This is a genomic window from Streptomyces sp. NPDC005805 (genome assembly GCF_040630445.1).
In the GTDB taxonomy this organism is placed as follows: Bacteria; Actinomycetota; Actinomycetes; order Streptomycetales; family Streptomycetaceae; genus Streptomyces.
In genome coordinates, this window is the sequence record NZ_JBEXXN010000007.1 from 126,440 (window position 1) to 142,585 (window position 16,146).

Annotated in this window: 12 protein-coding genes; 8 read left to right on the forward strand and 4 right to left on the reverse strand. The window is 74.4% G+C overall.

The window, feature by feature from the left end; all coding sequences use genetic code 11:
* Positions 1–20: 20 nt before the first annotated feature.
* From ABZ457_RS06780 to ABZ457_RS06790, 3 genes are all read left to right on the forward strand, one after another.
* Positions 21–2,078: a penicillin acylase family protein gene (locus tag ABZ457_RS06780; RefSeq protein ID WP_359154645.1), complete on the forward strand. Its 2,058-nt coding sequence runs from the start codon at positions 21–23 to the stop codon at positions 2,076–2,078.
* Positions 2,071–2,685, forward strand: coding sequence for a GNAT family N-acetyltransferase (locus ABZ457_RS06785; RefSeq protein ID WP_359154647.1), 615 nt, complete (start codon positions 2,071–2,073; stop codon positions 2,683–2,685). The genes ABZ457_RS06780 and ABZ457_RS06785 overlap by 8 nt, the downstream gene beginning before the upstream one ends.
* Before the next feature lie 191 nt (positions 2,686–2,876).
* Complete coding sequence (locus ABZ457_RS06790) at positions 2,877–4,334, forward strand: SpoIIE family protein phosphatase (RefSeq protein ID WP_359154649.1); 1,458 nt, start codon at positions 2,877–2,879, stop codon at positions 4,332–4,334.
* An 86-nt stretch (positions 4,335–4,420) separates the two neighbouring features.
* Here the strand turns inward: ABZ457_RS06790 and ABZ457_RS06795 are convergent, their stop codons facing one another.
* Complete coding sequence (locus ABZ457_RS06795; RefSeq protein ID WP_359154651.1) at positions 4,421–5,914, reverse strand: hypothetical protein; 1,494 nt, start codon at positions 5,912–5,914, stop codon at positions 4,421–4,423.
* A gap of 235 nt (positions 5,915–6,149) precedes the next feature.
* On the opposite strand from ABZ457_RS06795, the gene ABZ457_RS06800 reads away from it, so the two are divergent.
* On the forward strand, positions 6,150–7,274 hold the full coding sequence (locus ABZ457_RS06800) for an aminoglycoside phosphotransferase family protein (protein ID WP_359154653.1): 1,125 nt from the start codon (positions 6,150–6,152) through the stop codon (positions 7,272–7,274).
* A gap of 312 nt (positions 7,275–7,586) precedes the next feature.
* The gene (locus ABZ457_RS06805; protein ID WP_359154655.1) at positions 7,587–9,824 is read left to right on the forward strand and encodes a germacradienol/geosmin synthase; all 2,238 of its coding nucleotides are present in this window, start codon (positions 7,587–7,589) and stop codon (positions 9,822–9,824) included.
* Positions 9,825–9,881: 57 nt separating this feature from the next.
* Here ABZ457_RS06805 and ABZ457_RS06810 read toward each other — a convergent pair whose 3' ends face one another.
* Positions 9,882–10,382 (reverse strand): hypothetical protein, encoded by a 501-nt coding sequence (locus ABZ457_RS06810; RefSeq protein WP_018849642.1) that lies wholly within the window; start codon positions 10,380–10,382, stop codon positions 9,882–9,884.
* 189 nt (positions 10,383–10,571) lie between these two features.
* On the opposite strand from ABZ457_RS06810, the gene ABZ457_RS06815 reads away from it, so the two are divergent.
* Positions 10,572–10,970 carry a hypothetical protein gene (locus tag ABZ457_RS06815; protein ID WP_359154658.1) on the forward strand — a complete coding sequence of 133 codons (399 nt, stop codon included), beginning with the start codon at positions 10,572–10,574 and terminating at the stop codon, positions 10,968–10,970.
* 240 nt (positions 10,971–11,210) lie between these two features.
* Here the strand turns inward: ABZ457_RS06815 and ABZ457_RS06820 are convergent, their stop codons facing one another.
* A complete protein-coding gene (locus tag ABZ457_RS06820; RefSeq protein ID WP_359154688.1) occupies positions 11,211–11,426 on the reverse strand; it encodes a DUF397 domain-containing protein in 216 nt (71 codons plus the stop codon).
* A 318-nt stretch (positions 11,427–11,744) separates the two neighbouring features.
* Here ABZ457_RS06820 and paaK point away from each other — a divergent pair, with 318 nt between their 5' ends.
* Complete coding sequence (gene paaK, locus ABZ457_RS06825; RefSeq protein WP_359154660.1) at positions 11,745–13,034, forward strand: phenylacetate--CoA ligase PaaK; 1,290 nt, start codon at positions 11,745–11,747, stop codon at positions 13,032–13,034.
* Between the two features lie 72 nt (positions 13,035–13,106).
* Here the strand turns inward: paaK and ABZ457_RS06830 are convergent, their stop codons facing one another.
* On the reverse strand, positions 13,107–13,421 hold the full coding sequence (locus ABZ457_RS06830; protein WP_359154662.1) for a nuclear transport factor 2 family protein: 315 nt from the start codon (positions 13,419–13,421) through the stop codon (positions 13,107–13,109).
* Between the two features lie 258 nt (positions 13,422–13,679).
* Between ABZ457_RS06830 and ABZ457_RS06835 the strand changes: the two genes are divergently transcribed.
* Positions 13,680–16,103 carry a penicillin acylase family protein gene (locus ABZ457_RS06835; protein ID WP_359154664.1) on the forward strand — a complete coding sequence of 808 codons (2,424 nt, stop codon included), beginning with the start codon at positions 13,680–13,682 and terminating at the stop codon, positions 16,101–16,103.
* Positions 16,104–16,146 lie beyond the last annotated feature (43 nt).

Here is a 16,146-nt window from a genome sequence, read left to right on the forward strand (position 1 = left end):
CTAAAGATTCGGGAAACAGTGTGAACAGAGCGATCTTCCGGGACCCCTGGGGCATCCCGCACCTCCGGGCCGACGGCCCGGACGAACTGGCCTTCCTCCAGGGGTACAACGCCGCCTTCGACCGGGCCTGGCAGCTGGAGGTCGACCGGCACCGGGCGCAGGGTACCTCCGCCGCCTTCCTCGGTGAGACGGCGGTGGTCTGGGACCGGTTCGCGCGGATGTCGCTGATCGCCGACACGGCCCGCCGCTGCCACGCGGCGCTGGACGACGAGACCGCCCGCTGGACGGGCCGGTACACCGACGGCGTCAACGCGGGCCTGGCGGCGGGGGCCGCGCGGTCCCCCGAGTTCGCCCGGACCGGCCTCGCGCCCGGCCGCTGGGAGCCCTGGACGCCCGTGGCTGTGTGGATCGCGACGCACATCCTGTTCGCCGGCTTCCCCACCAAGCTGTGGCGGGAGGAGGTCGTGCGCGCGCTGGGCGAGGACCACGTCGGACTCTTCGCCACCGACGGGCCCGGCACCTCCGGCAGCAACGGCTGGCTGGTGGCCGCCCCGCGCACCGCGACCGGCGCGGCCCTGATCGCCGGCGACCCGCACCGCTTCATCGAGGACCCGGGCATCTACCAGCAGATCCGCCTGGCCTGCCCGGAGTTCGACGTGGTCGGCATCGCCGTCCCCGGTATCCCGGGGATCGCGCACTTCGGCCACACCGGCTCGGTCGCCTGGGGCATCACCAACGCCATGGCGGACTATCAGGACCTCTACCGGGAGCGCCTGCGAAGACGCGGCCCGCTCGTGGAGGCGTACGGCCCCGACGGATGGCGCCCGGCCGAGGTCCGCACCGAGACGGTCGAGGTGGCCGGCGGGCGGAGCGTCGAGGTGGAGGTCGTGGAGACCGAACGCGGCCCGCTGATCGCCGGCGGCCCCGACGCGGGCGAGGGCATCAGTCTGCGCTGCCCCGTGCGGGCCGGGGCCGGGATCGGCTTCGACGCGCTGCTGCCGCTGCTGCGGGCGCGCACCGTCGCGGACGTGGACCGGGCCGTGGACCGCTGGGTGGAGCCCGTCAACGTCGTCCAGGCCGCCGACACCGGGGGCGGGCTGCTGCACCGGGTGGCCGGCCGGGTGCCGCGCCGCCACCCCGAGAACCGGCTCCGCGTGGTGCCCGCCTGGGACGAGCGGCACCGCTGGGACGGGACGTACGAGCCGCTGCCGCGCGAGGACGTGGACGGGGTGGCCGTGATGGCGAACCAGCGTGGCATATCCGCGCCGCTGGGCGTCGAGTTCGCGCCCCGCCACCGGGCCGCGCGCATCCGGGAGCTGCTGGACGGACAGGAGCGGTGGACCGGCGAGGAGATGACCCGTGTCCACACCGACACCTTCCTCGGGTCCGCCGCCCCGCTGCTGGACCTGCTCGCCGGACTGACCGGCCTGAGCGACGGCGCCGAGGCGCTGCGCGGCCGGCTGCTCGCCTGGAACCGGCGCATGGACGCCGACAGCGCGGACGCAGCCCTGTTCGCCGCCCTGCGCTCCAAGGTGGTGCTGGTCCTCGCCGCCCGGCCCGCCCTCGCCCGGCTGACGGCCGCGCCCGCCGCCCTCCCGGAGGTGTTCCACCCCTGGCTGGCGCCGGTGCCCCGGATCGCGTACGCCCTGGAGCGGCTGCTCTCCCCCGGCGCCCTGCCCGGACTGGACGCCCCCGGCGCGGTGCGCGCGGCGGTCGAGGAACTGGCCGTCGAGGGCGGGGAGTCCGGGGTCTGGGGCGACACCCACCGGCTGGTGCCCTGGCAGGCGCTGCCCGCCGAGGACGACGCCGAACGGCCCTCGCTGGACGGCGACTTCGACTGCGTGCTGTCCACGTCCAGCGTGCCCGGCATCACCGATCTGAGCGCCCGGGGCCCGGCGACCCGCTATGTCTGGGACCTGGCCCGCCGCGAGGACAGCCTCTGGATCGTCCCGCTCGGCGCCTGCGGCGCGGCCGGCGACCCCCATCGACGCGACCAGCTGCCGCTGTGGCTGGCCGGTGAACTCGTCCCCGTGGTCTGCGACTGGGACGCCCTGACCGAGGAGAAGCACGATGTCTGAGACCGCCGTCCACCGCCGGGAGGCCGTGCACGAGTACCCCGTGGAGGGCTTCGGCACCGTCCGCGTCGTGCCGCTGGACCCCGCCGCCGACGCCGCTCTGGTGCACGGCTGGGTGACCCAGGAGCGGTCGCGGTTCTGGGGCATGCTCGACCACAGTGTCGAGGACGTGCGGGAGGTCTACGCGTACGTCGACTCCCTCCCCAGCCACCACGCCTTCCTGGTGCACCTGGACGATGTGCCGGTCTGCCTCTTCCAGACCTATGAGCCGGACGCCGACCCGATCGGCGAGTGCTACGAGGTGCTGCCGGGCGACTTCGGCGTCCATCTGCTGCTGGCCCCCGCCGAGGGGGCCCCGCGCCGGGGGTTCACCGGTGCCCTGATGCGCGCCCTGCTCGCGTACTGCTTCCGGGACGAGAAGCGTCTGCGCATCGTGGTCGAGCCGGACGCGCGCAACGAGAAGGCCGTGGAGCGCATGGTGCGCGCCGGGTTCGAGCTGGGGCCGGTCGTCGACAAGCCGGAGAAGCGGGCGCAGCTCGCCTTCTTCGGGCGGGAGAGGTACGAGCGGGCGTTCCGGGGCGGGCACGGCACGGCGGGGCAGCCGGCCTGATCGCGCATCACCCGGCGGGAGGAGGTGCCCGAACGGGCGGCCGAAACTCCCGCCGGGCCTATGGCATATGCCTTCGGCACCACCGGATCGAGTGTTGCCAAACGCCTTACGGCACCTCGCCGCCTGTGCGACAGTCGTAGCCGGTCCCTGTTCCCGCCCCGGCCGAGACCGCGCCTGTATCGGAGTACGAGATGCCGCCCCATGTGTCCGCGGACCGTCCCCCCCACCCGCCCGAGCGCGGCGCGGTGGACGCGCTGATCACCCGTACGCGCCGGCTGCGCGGGGACGTCGACGCCGTGCGCCAGGACACCCTCGGCCCGGAGGACGATGCCCGGGGCCGCTGGCAGCGCGCGCTGTACGACCTGGCGGTCCATCAACTGGACGATCTGGGCAGCCATCTGGACCAGCTCCGGGAGGGCCGGCCGGCCGCCCCGGCGGAGCCGCCCGGCACCGACCACACGGAGCCGCTCGCCCCTTACGAGGCGGACGCGGCGGCGGGCCCCGGCTCACTGCTCAGCCGGGTGGGCAGCGCGGAGTGGAACCTGCTCACCGACAAGGTGACCTGGTCCGAGGAGCTGTACCGCATCCTCGGCCGCGACCCGTCCGCCGGGCCGATGTCCCTCGACGAGCTGCCCGCCCTCGTCTTCGCCGACGACCAGGCCCTGCTCACCGCGATGGTGACGGACTGCCTGGTCGACGGGCGGCCCATCGACGGGGAGTTCCGCATGGTCCGGCCGGACGGCCGGGTGCGGACCGTGCACATGATGGGCGAACCCGTCCTCGACCCGGACGGCTCCACGGCCGCGATGTGGGCGGTGCTGCGGGACGTCAGCGAACTGCGCCGCACCGAACGGGCGGTCCGCGAGAGCCGGGACACCCTCCAGCGCCGGCAGCACGTGGAGCGCACCGAGCGCCGGCTCGCGGTGGAGATGCAGGAGGCCGTGCTGCCGCCCTGGCGCGGCTCCCTCCGCCTCCCCGAGGACGGGCCCGCCTCGCTGGACGTCGCCGCCCACTACCTCCCCTCCGCGGACGGCGCCCTGATCGGCGGCGACTGGTACGACGCCCTCCAACTCCCGGGCGGCGACTCCCTGCTGAGCACCGGCGACCTCACCGGCCACGGGGTGACCGCCACCTCCTCGATGGCGATGCTGCTGGGCGCGCTGCGCGGGATGGCGGTGGCCGGTCTGCGGCCCGGTCCGCTGATGGGCCATCTCAACCAGCTGCTCGACGCGGCCACACAGCCCGCCCTGGGCAGCGCCCTGTGCTGCCGCTACGAGCCCGCGACGCGGGTGCTGCGCTGGGCGCAGGCCGGGCACCCCGCCCCCGTGCTCTTCCGCGGCGGGACGGGACGCGAACTGACCGCCCCCGAGGGCATCCTGCTCGGCGCGACCGGAGCCGCGGTGTTCGAGGAGGCCGAGGTCGTGCTGGAGCCCGGGGACGTACTGGTGCTGCACACGGGCGGGTTCGGGGAGGAGTCCACCGGCGACGTGGCCGACCGTGGAGACCGTGCGAACCGGCTGACGCCACTGGCAGCCCGGCTCACGGACGCCCGGGACGCGCAGGACTGCGTCCGGGTGGTGGTGGAGGAGTTCGGTCAGGGCGAACGGGAGGGCGACGCCTGCGTGCTGGTCGCCAGGGTCACCGCGTAGGGACGAACGGGGTAGGGACGAACGGGCGCGGGATCACCGGGCCGAGCGCATGAGCAGTCCGCCGGTGACGGGGGCCCGGGCCACCGTCACACCTGGGCGCTGCGGCGGTTGGGGCCCGGCTGCGGCGGCAGGGCGACGGCGATCTCCTCGCGCAGGTCCTCGATCTTCGCGTATCCCGCGTACTGGCCGGTGAGTCGGTACATCTCGCGCAGCCGGTCCCAGGTGCGGTGCGAGGAGGTCTCCCCCATCGACACCAGGGCCAGTCGGGCGTAGCGGTCCGCCTGCTCGGGGTCGTCGGCGATGAAGCAGGCCGAGGCCAGCGAGATGTAGTCGAAGATCTTGGAGCGCTGCCGGCCGCCCTCGCGCAGGGCCAGGGCCTGCTTGGCGTGCCGCTGGGCGATGGCGGCGGCGGAGGGGTCGTGGTCGGCGAGGGTGCGGTAGGCCAGGGCCTGCATGCCGTGCAGGTCCGCCTCGTCGAACATCTGCATCCAGCTGGGCGGCGGGACGTCGCCCTTGTCGGAGACGAACAGGTCCTCGGCCTCGCCGAGGGTGCGGCGCATCGCCTGGCCGCGGCCCATGGACGCCTGGGCCCATGCCTCGATGGTGTGCAGCATGGCCCGGGTGCGGGGCAGGGTCTCCTCCCCCGAGCCGGACTTGGCGAGCTTCATCAGGTCCAGCGCGTCGTCGGGCCGGCCGAGGTGCACCATCTGGCGGGCCGCGCGGGAGAGCGCCTCGCCCGCGCGGGGGCGGTCGCCGCCCTCGCGCGCCGCGTGCGTGGCGATCACGAAGTACTTCTGGGCGGTGGGCTCCAGGCCCACGTCGTGGGACATCCACCCGGCGAGGACCGCGAGGTTGGCGGCGACGCCCCAGAGGCGGCGCTGGAGGTGGTCGGGGTGGCGGTAGGCGAGCATGCCGCCCACCTCGTTGAGCTGGCCCACGACCGCCTTACGCTGGAGGCCGCCGCCGCGGGCGGCGTCCCAGGCGCGGAACACCTCCACGGAGCGCTCCAGGGCGTCGATCTCCTGCGAGCCGATGGGGGCGGCCTCGTAGCGGTCGTACCCGGCGGGGTCGGCGTTCAGCAGGCCGGCGGAGCGGGCGGGGTCCTGGGAGAGTGCGGGGTCGGTCTTGAGCCAGTCGTGCATGGCGCTGCTGAGTGCTGAGCCCGCGGCGAGTGCCGCGCCCGCGCCCACCAGGCCGCGTCGGTTGAGCATGAGGTCCATTCCCGTGAATTCGGTGAGGACCGCCGCCGTACGGTCGGGCGCCCACGGCAGACCGTCGGGGTTGTCCGCCCCTTGCACGTCCCGCCGCTTCCCTGCTCGTCCGCTCCGTGCGAACCCGAGGTCCTCGATGGTCACGACACGACCGAGCCGCTCGGTGAACAGCGCCGCCAGCACCTTGGGCACGGGATCGCGCGGGGACTCCCCCATGTCGATCCAGCGCCGTACGCGCGAGGTGTCGGTCGCCAGCTGCGGGTGGCCCATGGCCGCCGCCTGCCGGTTCACGAGTCTCGCGAGTTCGCCCTTGGACCAGCCGGTCAGACCGAACAGGTCGCTGAGGCGGGTGTTGGGTTCTCCGCTCACGTCAAGCCCCCAGGTTCTCGGCTGAGTTGACAGTAACGGCCTGTCACGGGCCTGGCGACTATTCGCCAGGGTTCGCCAGGGTGCGCCAGATGGTGTGCCACCCGCGCCGGGGTGTCAGGTAGGAATGCGCCACCCCGCCCCGTCCACCGGGGCACATTCCCCAGGGTGCTGCCTCTGGCATATGAGGCGGGGAGCGCGCGCAACCTGTCGGCGCACGAAGGGATCTGTCACGACCATGTACACAGCATCGTCCTCCGTGTCCGCCCCGCCCCGGCTCCAGCAGCGCACCGCCGCGCCGGCCGGCTCCGGACCGTTCCCCGTCCCCGCACAGGGGGGCCGGGCCCGGCGCCCCGCCGCCGCGCCCGGCCGGCCGCTCAGCGGGAGGCTCGACCTGTCCGGACCCCAGGGCGCGCAACTGCGCAAGGCCGTCACCTCGGTCCACCGGATCTGCCCGGAGTTCCAGCCCGTGCAGGTGCTGCGGCGCAGCGGACGGTCCGTGCTGATCGTCGGGACGACCGGGCGCACCACCGCCGTGGCGAAGTGCTTACTGGACCACTCGCCGGCGTGGGCCGAGCGGCTGCGGCACGAAATAGCTTCCTACCGTGCGTTCGTCCGGCACCGTCCGCCGGTCCGGGTGCCGCGGCTGATCGCCGCCGACCCGGAGAACTGCACGCTGGTGATCGAGCGGATGGCGGGGCGCCCGGCGGCGCTGACCCGGCACCCGTTCGAGGCCCCGCCGCGCGCCGATGTGCTGGCCGCGCTGGGCGCCGTCGTCCGGCTGAACACCTGGCGTCCGCCGTCCGGGATGTTCGAGGCCCCGCTCGACTACGGTTCGCGGATCTCGCGCTACCACGAGCTGGGTCTGTTCACCGACCGTGACCTCGGGGACCTGCAGAAGCTGCTGCACGGTCTGGCGCAGGCGGGCGGACGGCAGGGGCTGGGGCAGTTCTGCCACGGCGACGCCCTGCTCTCCAACATCCTGCTGTCGCCGACCGGTCCGGTCCTGGTGGACTGGGAGCACGCGGGCTGGTACCTGCCGGGCTACGACCTCGCCACCCTGTGGTCGGTCCTCGGGGACGACCCCACGGCCCGGCGGGAGATCATCCGGCTGGCCCACCGCCAGGGCCACGCGGCCCGGGACGCCTTCCTGGTCAACCTGATGCTGGTGCTGACGCGGGAGATCCGTCACTACGAGACGGCCGTCCAGCGCACCATGCGCGAGGCGCCGCCGGTGACGGGTGGTCAGCCCACCTCGGCGGGCCCGGCGGCCGGGGAGGAGCAGCGGCTGCTGCTGCGCCGGCTGCACGACGACTGCGCACTGGCCCGCCGGGCGGTGCGCGCGGCGGTCGGCACCCGCTGACCGCCGGACGCCACCCGGTGGCGTCCTGAGGAGGAAGCGCGCTGCGCGTCCGGTGTGCGACGGCACACATCGGGCGCGCGGCGCGCTTTTCGCGTTCCCGGGATGCCGCGTGCAGGAGTTCGCGCCGCCGCCGTACCGCCTGGAGGCGGGGCAGCGGTATGTCTCCGGGGGCCGCGCATGGACCCCTGCAGCGTGTCGCTCATATGACTATTCGCCCTGATGTGTGCGCCACTTGGGCGAAGGGTAGGGCTCGGCCGACCTGAAGGGGCCGCGCCGCCGTGCGCGGCCGTCGTCGAAAGGCCCTGTACTCAGATGGCACAGCCGTTCACACTGCCGGACTTCTACGTCCCCCACCCGGCCCGGCTCAATCCGCACCTCGACGAGGCGCGGCGGCACACGACCGGGTGGGCCCGGCGGATGGGCATGCTGGAGGGGTCCGGCGTCTGGGAGGAGAGCGACCTCCAGGCGCACGACTACGCGCTGCTGTGCGCCTACACCCACCCCGACTGCGACGCGGAGGCCCTGAGCCTGGTCACCGACTGGTACGTGTGGGTCTTCTTCTTCGACGACCACTTCCTGGAGCTGTTCAAGCGCACCCGGGACCGGGCGGGCGGCAAGGCGTATCTGGACCGGCTCCCGGCGTTCATGCCGATGACGGACGGTCAGGCGGTCCCCGAGCCGGAGAACCCGGTGGAGGCCGGTCTCGCGGACCTGTGGGCGCGCACCGTGCCGGCCATGTCCCCCGCCTGGCGCGCCCGGTTCGCGGTGGCCACGGAGAACCTGCTCAACGAGTCCCTGTGGGAGCTGTCCAATATCGACGAGGGCCGGATCGCCAATCCGGTCGAGTACATCGAGATGCGCCGCAAGGTGGGCGGCGCCCCCTGGTCGGCCGGTCTGGTGGAGTACGCGGCCGGGGCGGAGGTGCCGGAGCAGGTGGCCCACTCCCGCCCGCTGCGGGTGCTGCGCGACACCTTCTCCGACGGCGTCCATCTGCGCAACGACCTCTTCTCCTACCAGCGCGAGGTGGAGGACGAGGGCGAGAACAGCAACGGCGTCCTGGTGCTGGAGCACTTCCTCGGCTGCACCACCCAGGAGGCGGCCGAGGCGGTGAACGACCTGCTGACCTCCCGGGTGCAGCAGTTCGAGAACACGGCCCTGACCGAGGTCCCCGCCCTCTGTGTGGAGAAGGGCCTGAGCCCGGCGGAGTGCGCCGCGGTCGCCGCGTACGCGAAGGGGCTCCAGGACTGGCAGTCCGGCGGGCACGAGTGGCACATGCGCTCCAGCCGCTATATGAACGAGGGCCTGGTGGACGGGGCGGCGGCGCCGGGCGCGGCCCCGCTGGGCATGTCCGCCCTCGACATCCGGAACGTGTTCGGCCGGCCCGCGGCGGCGCGGCTGCGCACCCTGGCCCACCAGCCCCGGCAGGTCGGGCCGTCCCCGCTGCCGGACTTCGCGCTGCCCTTCCCGCTCTCCCTCAGCCCCCACCACGCCCACGCCCGGGCCGAGTCGATCGCCTGGGCGGGCCGGATGGGCCTGCTGGACGACATCTGGGACGAGCGCAAGCTCGCGGGCTACGACTTCGCCCTCTGCTCGGCCGGCCTGGACCCGGACGCCACCGCGGAGGAGCTGGTGCTCAGCGCCGAGTGGCTGACCTGGGGCACCTACGGGGACGACTACTACCCGGTGGCCTACGGCCGGCCGCGCGATCTGCTGGGGGCGAAGGCCGCGACCGAGCGCCTCAAGGAGTGCATGCCCGTCGAGGACCCGGCGGCGGGTGCGGCCCTGGCGGTCTCCCCGATGGAGCGCGGCCTCGCCGACCTGTGGGCGCGCACGGCGGAGCCGATGCCGGAGACGGCGCGGGCCGCGCTGCGGCGGACCGTGGAGCTGATGCTCGACAGCTGGCTGTGGGAGCTGCACAACCAGGCCCAGCACCGGGTCCCCGACCCGGTGGACTACATCGAGATGCGCCGGCTGACCTTCGGCTCGGACATGACGATGAGCCTGGCCCGGCTGCGCCACCGGAGCGCGCTGCCGCCGGGGGTGCTGGCGAGCGGCACGATCGAGAGCCTGGAGCACGCGGCGATGGACTACGCGTGCCTCCTCAACGACCTGTTCTCCTACCAGAAGGAGATCGAGTACGAGGGGGAGGTCCACAACGCGGTGCTGGTGGTGCAGACCTTCTTCGACTGCGACCATCCGACGGCGGCGGCGATGACGGCCGATCTGATGGACTCGCGGCTGCGGGAGTTCCTGCATGTCAAGGAGCACCAACTGCCGGTGCTCTGCGAGGACTTCGGCCTGGACGGGGCGGCCCGCGGGGCGCTGGACGCGTATGTGCGGGAGCTGGAGGACTGGCTCGCGGGGATCCTCAACTGGCACCGGGGGACGCGCCGTTACCGGGAGGAGGACCTGAGGGTCGGGGTCGCGCTGCCGTCCCGCCTGGGTGTGCCCTCGGGCATCGGGACCTCGGCGTTCCGCCTGACCCTGCCGGCCCCGGGGACGGCCCGGGCCCAGGCTCCGGTGGTGGGGACGCACGCGGCCGGGGTGTAGCCGCGGGCCGGTACGGTGACGGGCCCGCGCAGCCTGCGCGGGCCCGTCGGCATGGCATCACGCCTGCTGGAACAGCTCCGCGGGCAGCGGCTTGAGCAGCGCGTAGAGGTCGTCGGTGATCGGCCGGTCCCAGCTCGCGATGGTCACCAGGACGTTGTCGCTGCGGTCGAACTGGACGCAGGAGATACGTGATTCGGAGAGCTTGATCCGCCGGACGATCAGCAGGTTGTCGCCCTGCATCACCGGGGTGTCCTCGACGCCGGTGACATGGACGGGCTCGTCGTTCTCCAGGGCGATCAGGAGCTGGGCGACCTCGAAGGGGATCTCCCCCTCCTCGACCTCGCGCGCCGGGGAGCCCTCGGGCAGATTGCCGATGATCATCGCGGGGCCGCGGCCGCCGAAGAGGTCGTACCGCAGGAACACGCCCTGGCAGGTGCCGTCGGGGGCGGGCAGCAGACCCGCGCCCAGGTTCCCGGGCCAGTCCCCCGGATCCATGGCCAGGACATCGAAGTCCGGACCCGCGGGTGTGGCGGCGCTGCGGCGGCGGAGAAACGACATAACCGCCATGGTACGTGGCGGACGGGGCCCGGCCGAGTCGGGGCCGACGGCTCCCGGGGCCGTGCCGTCGCCGGGTGAACGCCGGGGGTCGGGGGCGCGTACCAGTGGGCGCAACCGGATTCCCACGAGGAGCAGCGCCTCGCGGCGGTTCCCCGGCCGCGCCCGTACCCCACAGGTGAGGAACAGCCCATGAACGACAGCGTCAGCCCGGTCGGCCCGGTCCCGGTCGGTCCTTCGGTCCAGGCCCTTCCCGACGGGGAGGCGGAGGTCCGTCTCGTCGTCCGGCTGCCGTGGGAGGACGTGGCGGCGCTCGGCCGGGAGGCGGGCCGGCTGGCCGCCCGGCTGGAGCGGCCGGTCACCCTGGACGAGGCGGCGGGGCAGCGGCTGCGGGGGCGGGCGGCGATGCACGCGGCGGCGGCGCCGTCCCCGGCGCCCGGCACCGCGCCGGACCGGGGCCAGCAGCTCCCGGGCACCGCCCCGGTCTCCTCCCTCACGGGCCGCGCCCCGGGCGAGCACGCCCGCCAGGCGATCGAACGCCCGGGCACGGCCACGGGGGCGGGCCAGCCGGCGACCCCGACCTCGGCCTGACGGCTCCGAGCCGGAACGGCCGGGGGCCGTTCCGGCTCGGAGCCGTCCGCCGGGCGGCGGGGCCGGGTCCAGTCCCACGGCGCGGATCTGGACCACGCGACTCCGCCGGGCCGGGGCCCGGACCCGCCCGCGCCGGACGGTGCGCACCCGACGGCGGCGGACCCCGCCGAAGCCGGACCTGCGGCGCGGGCCCGAGTCGGGCCGGGTCGACATGGCAGACGGCTCGGCGGGCGGGCGCGGTCAGGTGAGGTCGAACTCCCCGTCACGCGCGTTGAGCACAAACGCGTGCCACTCGGCCGGGGTGAAGATCAGCGACGGGTTCTCCGGCCGCGCGGCGTTCCGCATGGCGATGAACCCCTCCACGAAGGCGATCTGGACGTCACCCGCCCCCTGGCTGCCCGACCGCCAGTCGGCGGCGCTCAGGTCGAGCTCCGGCTTGTCCCAGCCGGACGGCATCTGCGCGGTGCTGGTGATGGTGCTGTCGGTCACGTCCTGCTCCTCCCGCAACGGCTCGTGGGCCAGCGTAGCGACGCCGGGGTGTGACGGACAGGGCACGGGACGTGTCCGGCACGGCGAGCGGACGCACGCCCTCCGCGCGCCCGCACCCCCGCGCGCCGCCCCACCGCGGCCGGGGGCGGCCGGCCGCGCCGATGCGGCCCGATCCCTTGACGGACCCGAGCGCGGGTTGAGTAACTGATCCCCACGGCGGCGACCGAATGATCGGTCGCCCGCCCGCCGTGGCACGTCGGAACGGGTCGGAACGGGAGCGAGCGGATGACGGACCTGCGGGACGCGGCGGAACGGCTCGGGCGCGCGGAGCTGGAGGCCCTCCAACTGGAGCGGCTGCGGGCCACCCTGGGACACGCGTACGAGAACGTCGGCTTCTACCGTGCCGCCTTCGACAAGGCGGGGCTGCGCCCGGAGGACTGCCGTACGCTCGCCGACCTGGCGCGGTTCCCGTTCACCGCCAAGTCGGATCTGCGGGACCACTACCCCTTCGGGATGTTCGCCGTCGACCGCTCGCAGGTGCGCCGCATCCACGCGTCCAGCGGGACCACCGGGCAGCCGACGGTGGTCGGTTACACCGAGCGCGACCTCGACACCTGGGCCGAGGTCGTAGCCCGCTCGCTGCGCGCAGCGGGCGCCCGGCCGGGCCACACCGTCCATGTCGCCTACGGCTACGGCTTGTTCACCGGCGGCCTCGGCGCGCACTACGGCGCCGAGCGGCTCGGCTGCACGGTGGTCCCCGCCTCCGGTGGCATGAGTGCCCGCCAGGTGCGGCTGATCCAGGACTTCCGCCCCGAGATCATCATGGTCACGCCCTCGTACATGCTGACCCTGCTGGACGAGTTCGAGCGCCAGGGCGTCGACCCGCGCGGCACCTCGCTGCGGGTGGGCGTCTTCGGCGCGGAGCCGTGGACGCAGGAGATGCGGCGGGAGATCGAGGAGCGCTTCGCGATCGACGCGGTCGACATATACGGGCTCTCGGAGGTGATCGGCCCGGGGGTGGCGCAGGAGTTCGTCACCGCCAAGGACGGTCATCTGGACGTGTGGGAGGACCATTTCCTCGCCGAGATCGTCGACCCGCTGACGGGCGAGGTGCTGCCCGAGGGCGAGGAGGGCGAGCTGGTGTTCACCTCGCTCACCAAGGAGGCGATGCCGGTCGTCCGCTACCGCACCCGGGACCTGACCCGGCTGATGCCCGGCACGGAGCGGCCGTTCCGGCGGATGGAGAAGGTGACGGGCCGCAGCGACGACATGGTGATCCTGCGCGGGGTGAACCTCTTCCCGACGCAGATCGAGGAGTTGGTGCTCCGCACGCCCCATATCGCGCCGCACTTCCAGCTGCGGCTGACCCGCGAGGGGCGGCTCGACGCGCTGACCGTGCGCGCCGAGGCCCGGGCGGCGGCCACCCCGGACCAGCGCGCGGAGGCGGCCCGGGCCCTGGCGGCCGCCGTCAAGGACGGCATCGGGGTCTCGGTGGCGGTGGAGATCGTGGACCCGGAGACCCTGGAGCGCTCGGTCGGCAAGATCCGGCGGATCGTGGACCTGCGCGCAAGCTGAGACCACCGGGCCGCGGGACGCGGGTGGTCCGGCGGCCGGGCCGGGTACAGGCCGACCCGGCGGCCGGGGCCGCTACGCCTGGCCGGTCTCGAAGCGGCTGACCTTGCCGTCCGTGACCGTGAACGTCCAGCGGGTGCGCATCCCGCCCCAGGTGTCGTTGGTGTAGAGCGCGGTGAAGGAGCGCCCGTCCGGGCCGGTCTCCTCGATCTCCATGCGCCCGTTGGAGGAGAACATCTCCTTGTCGGTCCAGGCTTCGAGGTCGCGCTCGGAGCCGTCGTCCGACATCGTCGCGTTCTCCGTCAGCACGGCGTGGAACGCCTCGCGGTCACCGGCGTTGACGGCGTCCACGAAAGCGGCGACGGCGGGATCGGTGGGCTGAGCGGGCATGGGTCTCCTCCTTCGGAGCTGGGCGCTCGTCCCCTCAGTATCGGCGCGCCGCCCGCACCCGGCCTGTTGGGCGCCCGGACCGCCCCCGCCGGTGCGGGGAGCGCCTGCCCGTCGCCCGCCGGCCGGGGCCGCCCGGGGCCGTCCTGCGCGCGGAAGACGCGCCTCCGCGGCCGGATACCGACCGGACGGTTGACAGGGGGCCGGGGGGCTGACTGCATGGTCCGACTCGCCCTGCCCGCAATCCTGTTGGGAGGCACGTTGTTGTTCCGGACCCGCATCCGGCCGTTCGCCCTGGCCGGGGTCGCCCTGGCCACCGTCGCGACCGCGCTCTCACCGCCGGCCGCCGCCGACGGCCGTGACCGGCACCCCTCCGGCGGCGGGCTGTCCGCCGTCATCCGCTACACCGAGTACGGCGTCCCGCACATCCTGGCCCGCGGCTACGCCGAGCTGGGCTTCGGCACCGGCTGGGCGCAGGCCGCCGACCAGGTGTGCGTGCTCGCCGAGGGGTTCGTGACGGTGCGCGGCGAACGCTCGCGCCACTTCGGGCCGGACGGGCCGCCCGACACCGCCCTGTCCTCGGCGAGCACCAATCTCGGCAGCGACCTGTACTTCCGGGGCGTGCGCGAGTCCCGGACGGTGGAGAGACTGCTCGCCACCCCGGCGCCCGCCGGGCCCGGCCGGGACGTGAAGGAGCTGATGCGCGGCTGGGCGGCCGGCTACAACGCCTGGCTGCAGCAGAACCGGATCACCGACCCCGCCTGCCGGCGCGCCGCGTGGGTGCGTCCGGTGACGGCGCTGGACGTCGCCCGCCGGGGGTTCGCCGTCTCGGTGCTCGGCGGCCAGGGCCGGGCCGTCGACGGCATCACCGCCGCCCAGCCGCCCGCCACCGCCACCACCGTCACCGCCCCGCAGCGGAGCACCGGCGCGGGCTCGGCTCCGGAGACCCGCGCGCCCGGGGAACGGGCGTGGGCCGAGGCCGCCCGTAAGGCGTTCGACCCGGCGGAGGCCGACATGGGGTCGAACGCCGTCGCGTTCAGCGGGGAGGTGACCGCGAACGGGCGGGGGCTGCTGCTGGGCAACCCGCACTACCCCTGGCACGGCGGCCGCCGCTTCTGGCAGTCGCAGCAGACCATTCCGGGTGAGCTGAACGTCTCGGGCGCCTCGCTGCTCGGGACGGTGGGCATCAGCATCGGCTTCAACGAGAAGGTCGCCTGGAGCCACACGGTGGCGACCGGTGTCCCGCTCAGCGTCCACCAGCTCACCCTGGACCCCGCCGACCCGACGGTGTACACGGTCGACGGCAAGCGGGAGCGGATGACCCGGCGGACCGTGACCGTGCCCGTGCAGGACGGGCCGCCGGTGACCCGGACCCAGTACTGGACCCGCTACGGCCCGGTCGTCACCTCCCTCGGCCCGACCCTGCCGCTGCCGTGGTCCACGACGACCGCGTACGCGCTGCACGACCCCAACGCGGCCAATCTGCGGGCCTCGGACACGGCTCTGGCGTTCTCCCGGGCGCGCTCCACGGGGGACATCGAGCGGGGGCTGCGCCGGACCCAGGGGCTGCCGTGGGTGAACACGATCGCGGCGGACGCGCACGGCGGTTCGCTGTTCACCCAGTCGCAGGTGCTGCCTCGGATCACGGACGAGCTGGCCGTCCGGTGCTCGACGCCGCTCGGGCAGCTCACCTACCCGCTCGCAGGGGTGGCGGTGCTGGACGGCGCGCGCGGCGACTGCGCCCTCGGCCGGGACCGGGACGCGGTGCAGCCGGGGATCTTCGGCCCGTCGCGGATGCCGGTGCTGCGGGACGCCCCGTACGCGGAGAACTCCAACGACAGCGCCTGGCTGGCGAACGCCGACACGCCGGTGACCGGCTACGAGCGGGTCTTCGGGACCATCGGCACGCCGCGCTCGCTGCGGACGCGCGGCGCGGTCGAGGACGTGGCCGCGATGGCGGACCGGGCCGGGCTGACGGTACGGGACCTGACACGGCAGCAGTTCGCCAACCGGGTCCCCGCGGCGGACCTGGCCCGCGCCGACACCGTCCGGGCCTGCCGTGACCTGCACGGGCTCACCGAGGCGTGCGGGGCGCTGGAGCGGTGGGACGGGCGGATGGACACCGGCAGCCGGGGCGCCCTGCTCTTCGACCGGTTCTGGCGGAAGCTCACGGCCTCGGTCCCGGCGGCGGAGCTGTGGCGGACGCCGTTCTCGGCGGCCGAGCCGGTGGCCACACCGAACACCCTGAACACGGCCGCGCCCGGCTTCGCGGCGGCGCTGACCGCCGCGGTCGGTGAACTCCGGGCCGCGGGGATCGCGCTGGACGCGCCGCTGGGGCGCCACCAGTCGGTGGAGCGGGGCGGGAAGGTGTACCCCGTGCACGGCGGGACGGAGAGCCTGGGCGTCTGGAACAAGATCGAGGCGGTGTGGGACGCGGGCCGGGGCGGGTACCGGGAGGTCTCGGCCGGGTCCAGCCACATCCAGGCGGTGGGCTGGGACGGCGGGCGGTGCCCGGTGGCGCGGACCCTGCTGACCTACGCGCAGTCCTCGAACCCGGCCTCGGCCCACTACCGGGACCAGACCGCGCTGTACGCGGGTGAGCGCTGGGTGACCTCGCGGTTCTGCGAGCGGGACATCCTCTCCTCGCCGGCGCTGGAGGTGGTGCGCGTACGCGAACGGCGCTGAGCCGGGCGGTCGGCAGCGGCGGGGGCGGGGTGCGGCGAGGCGC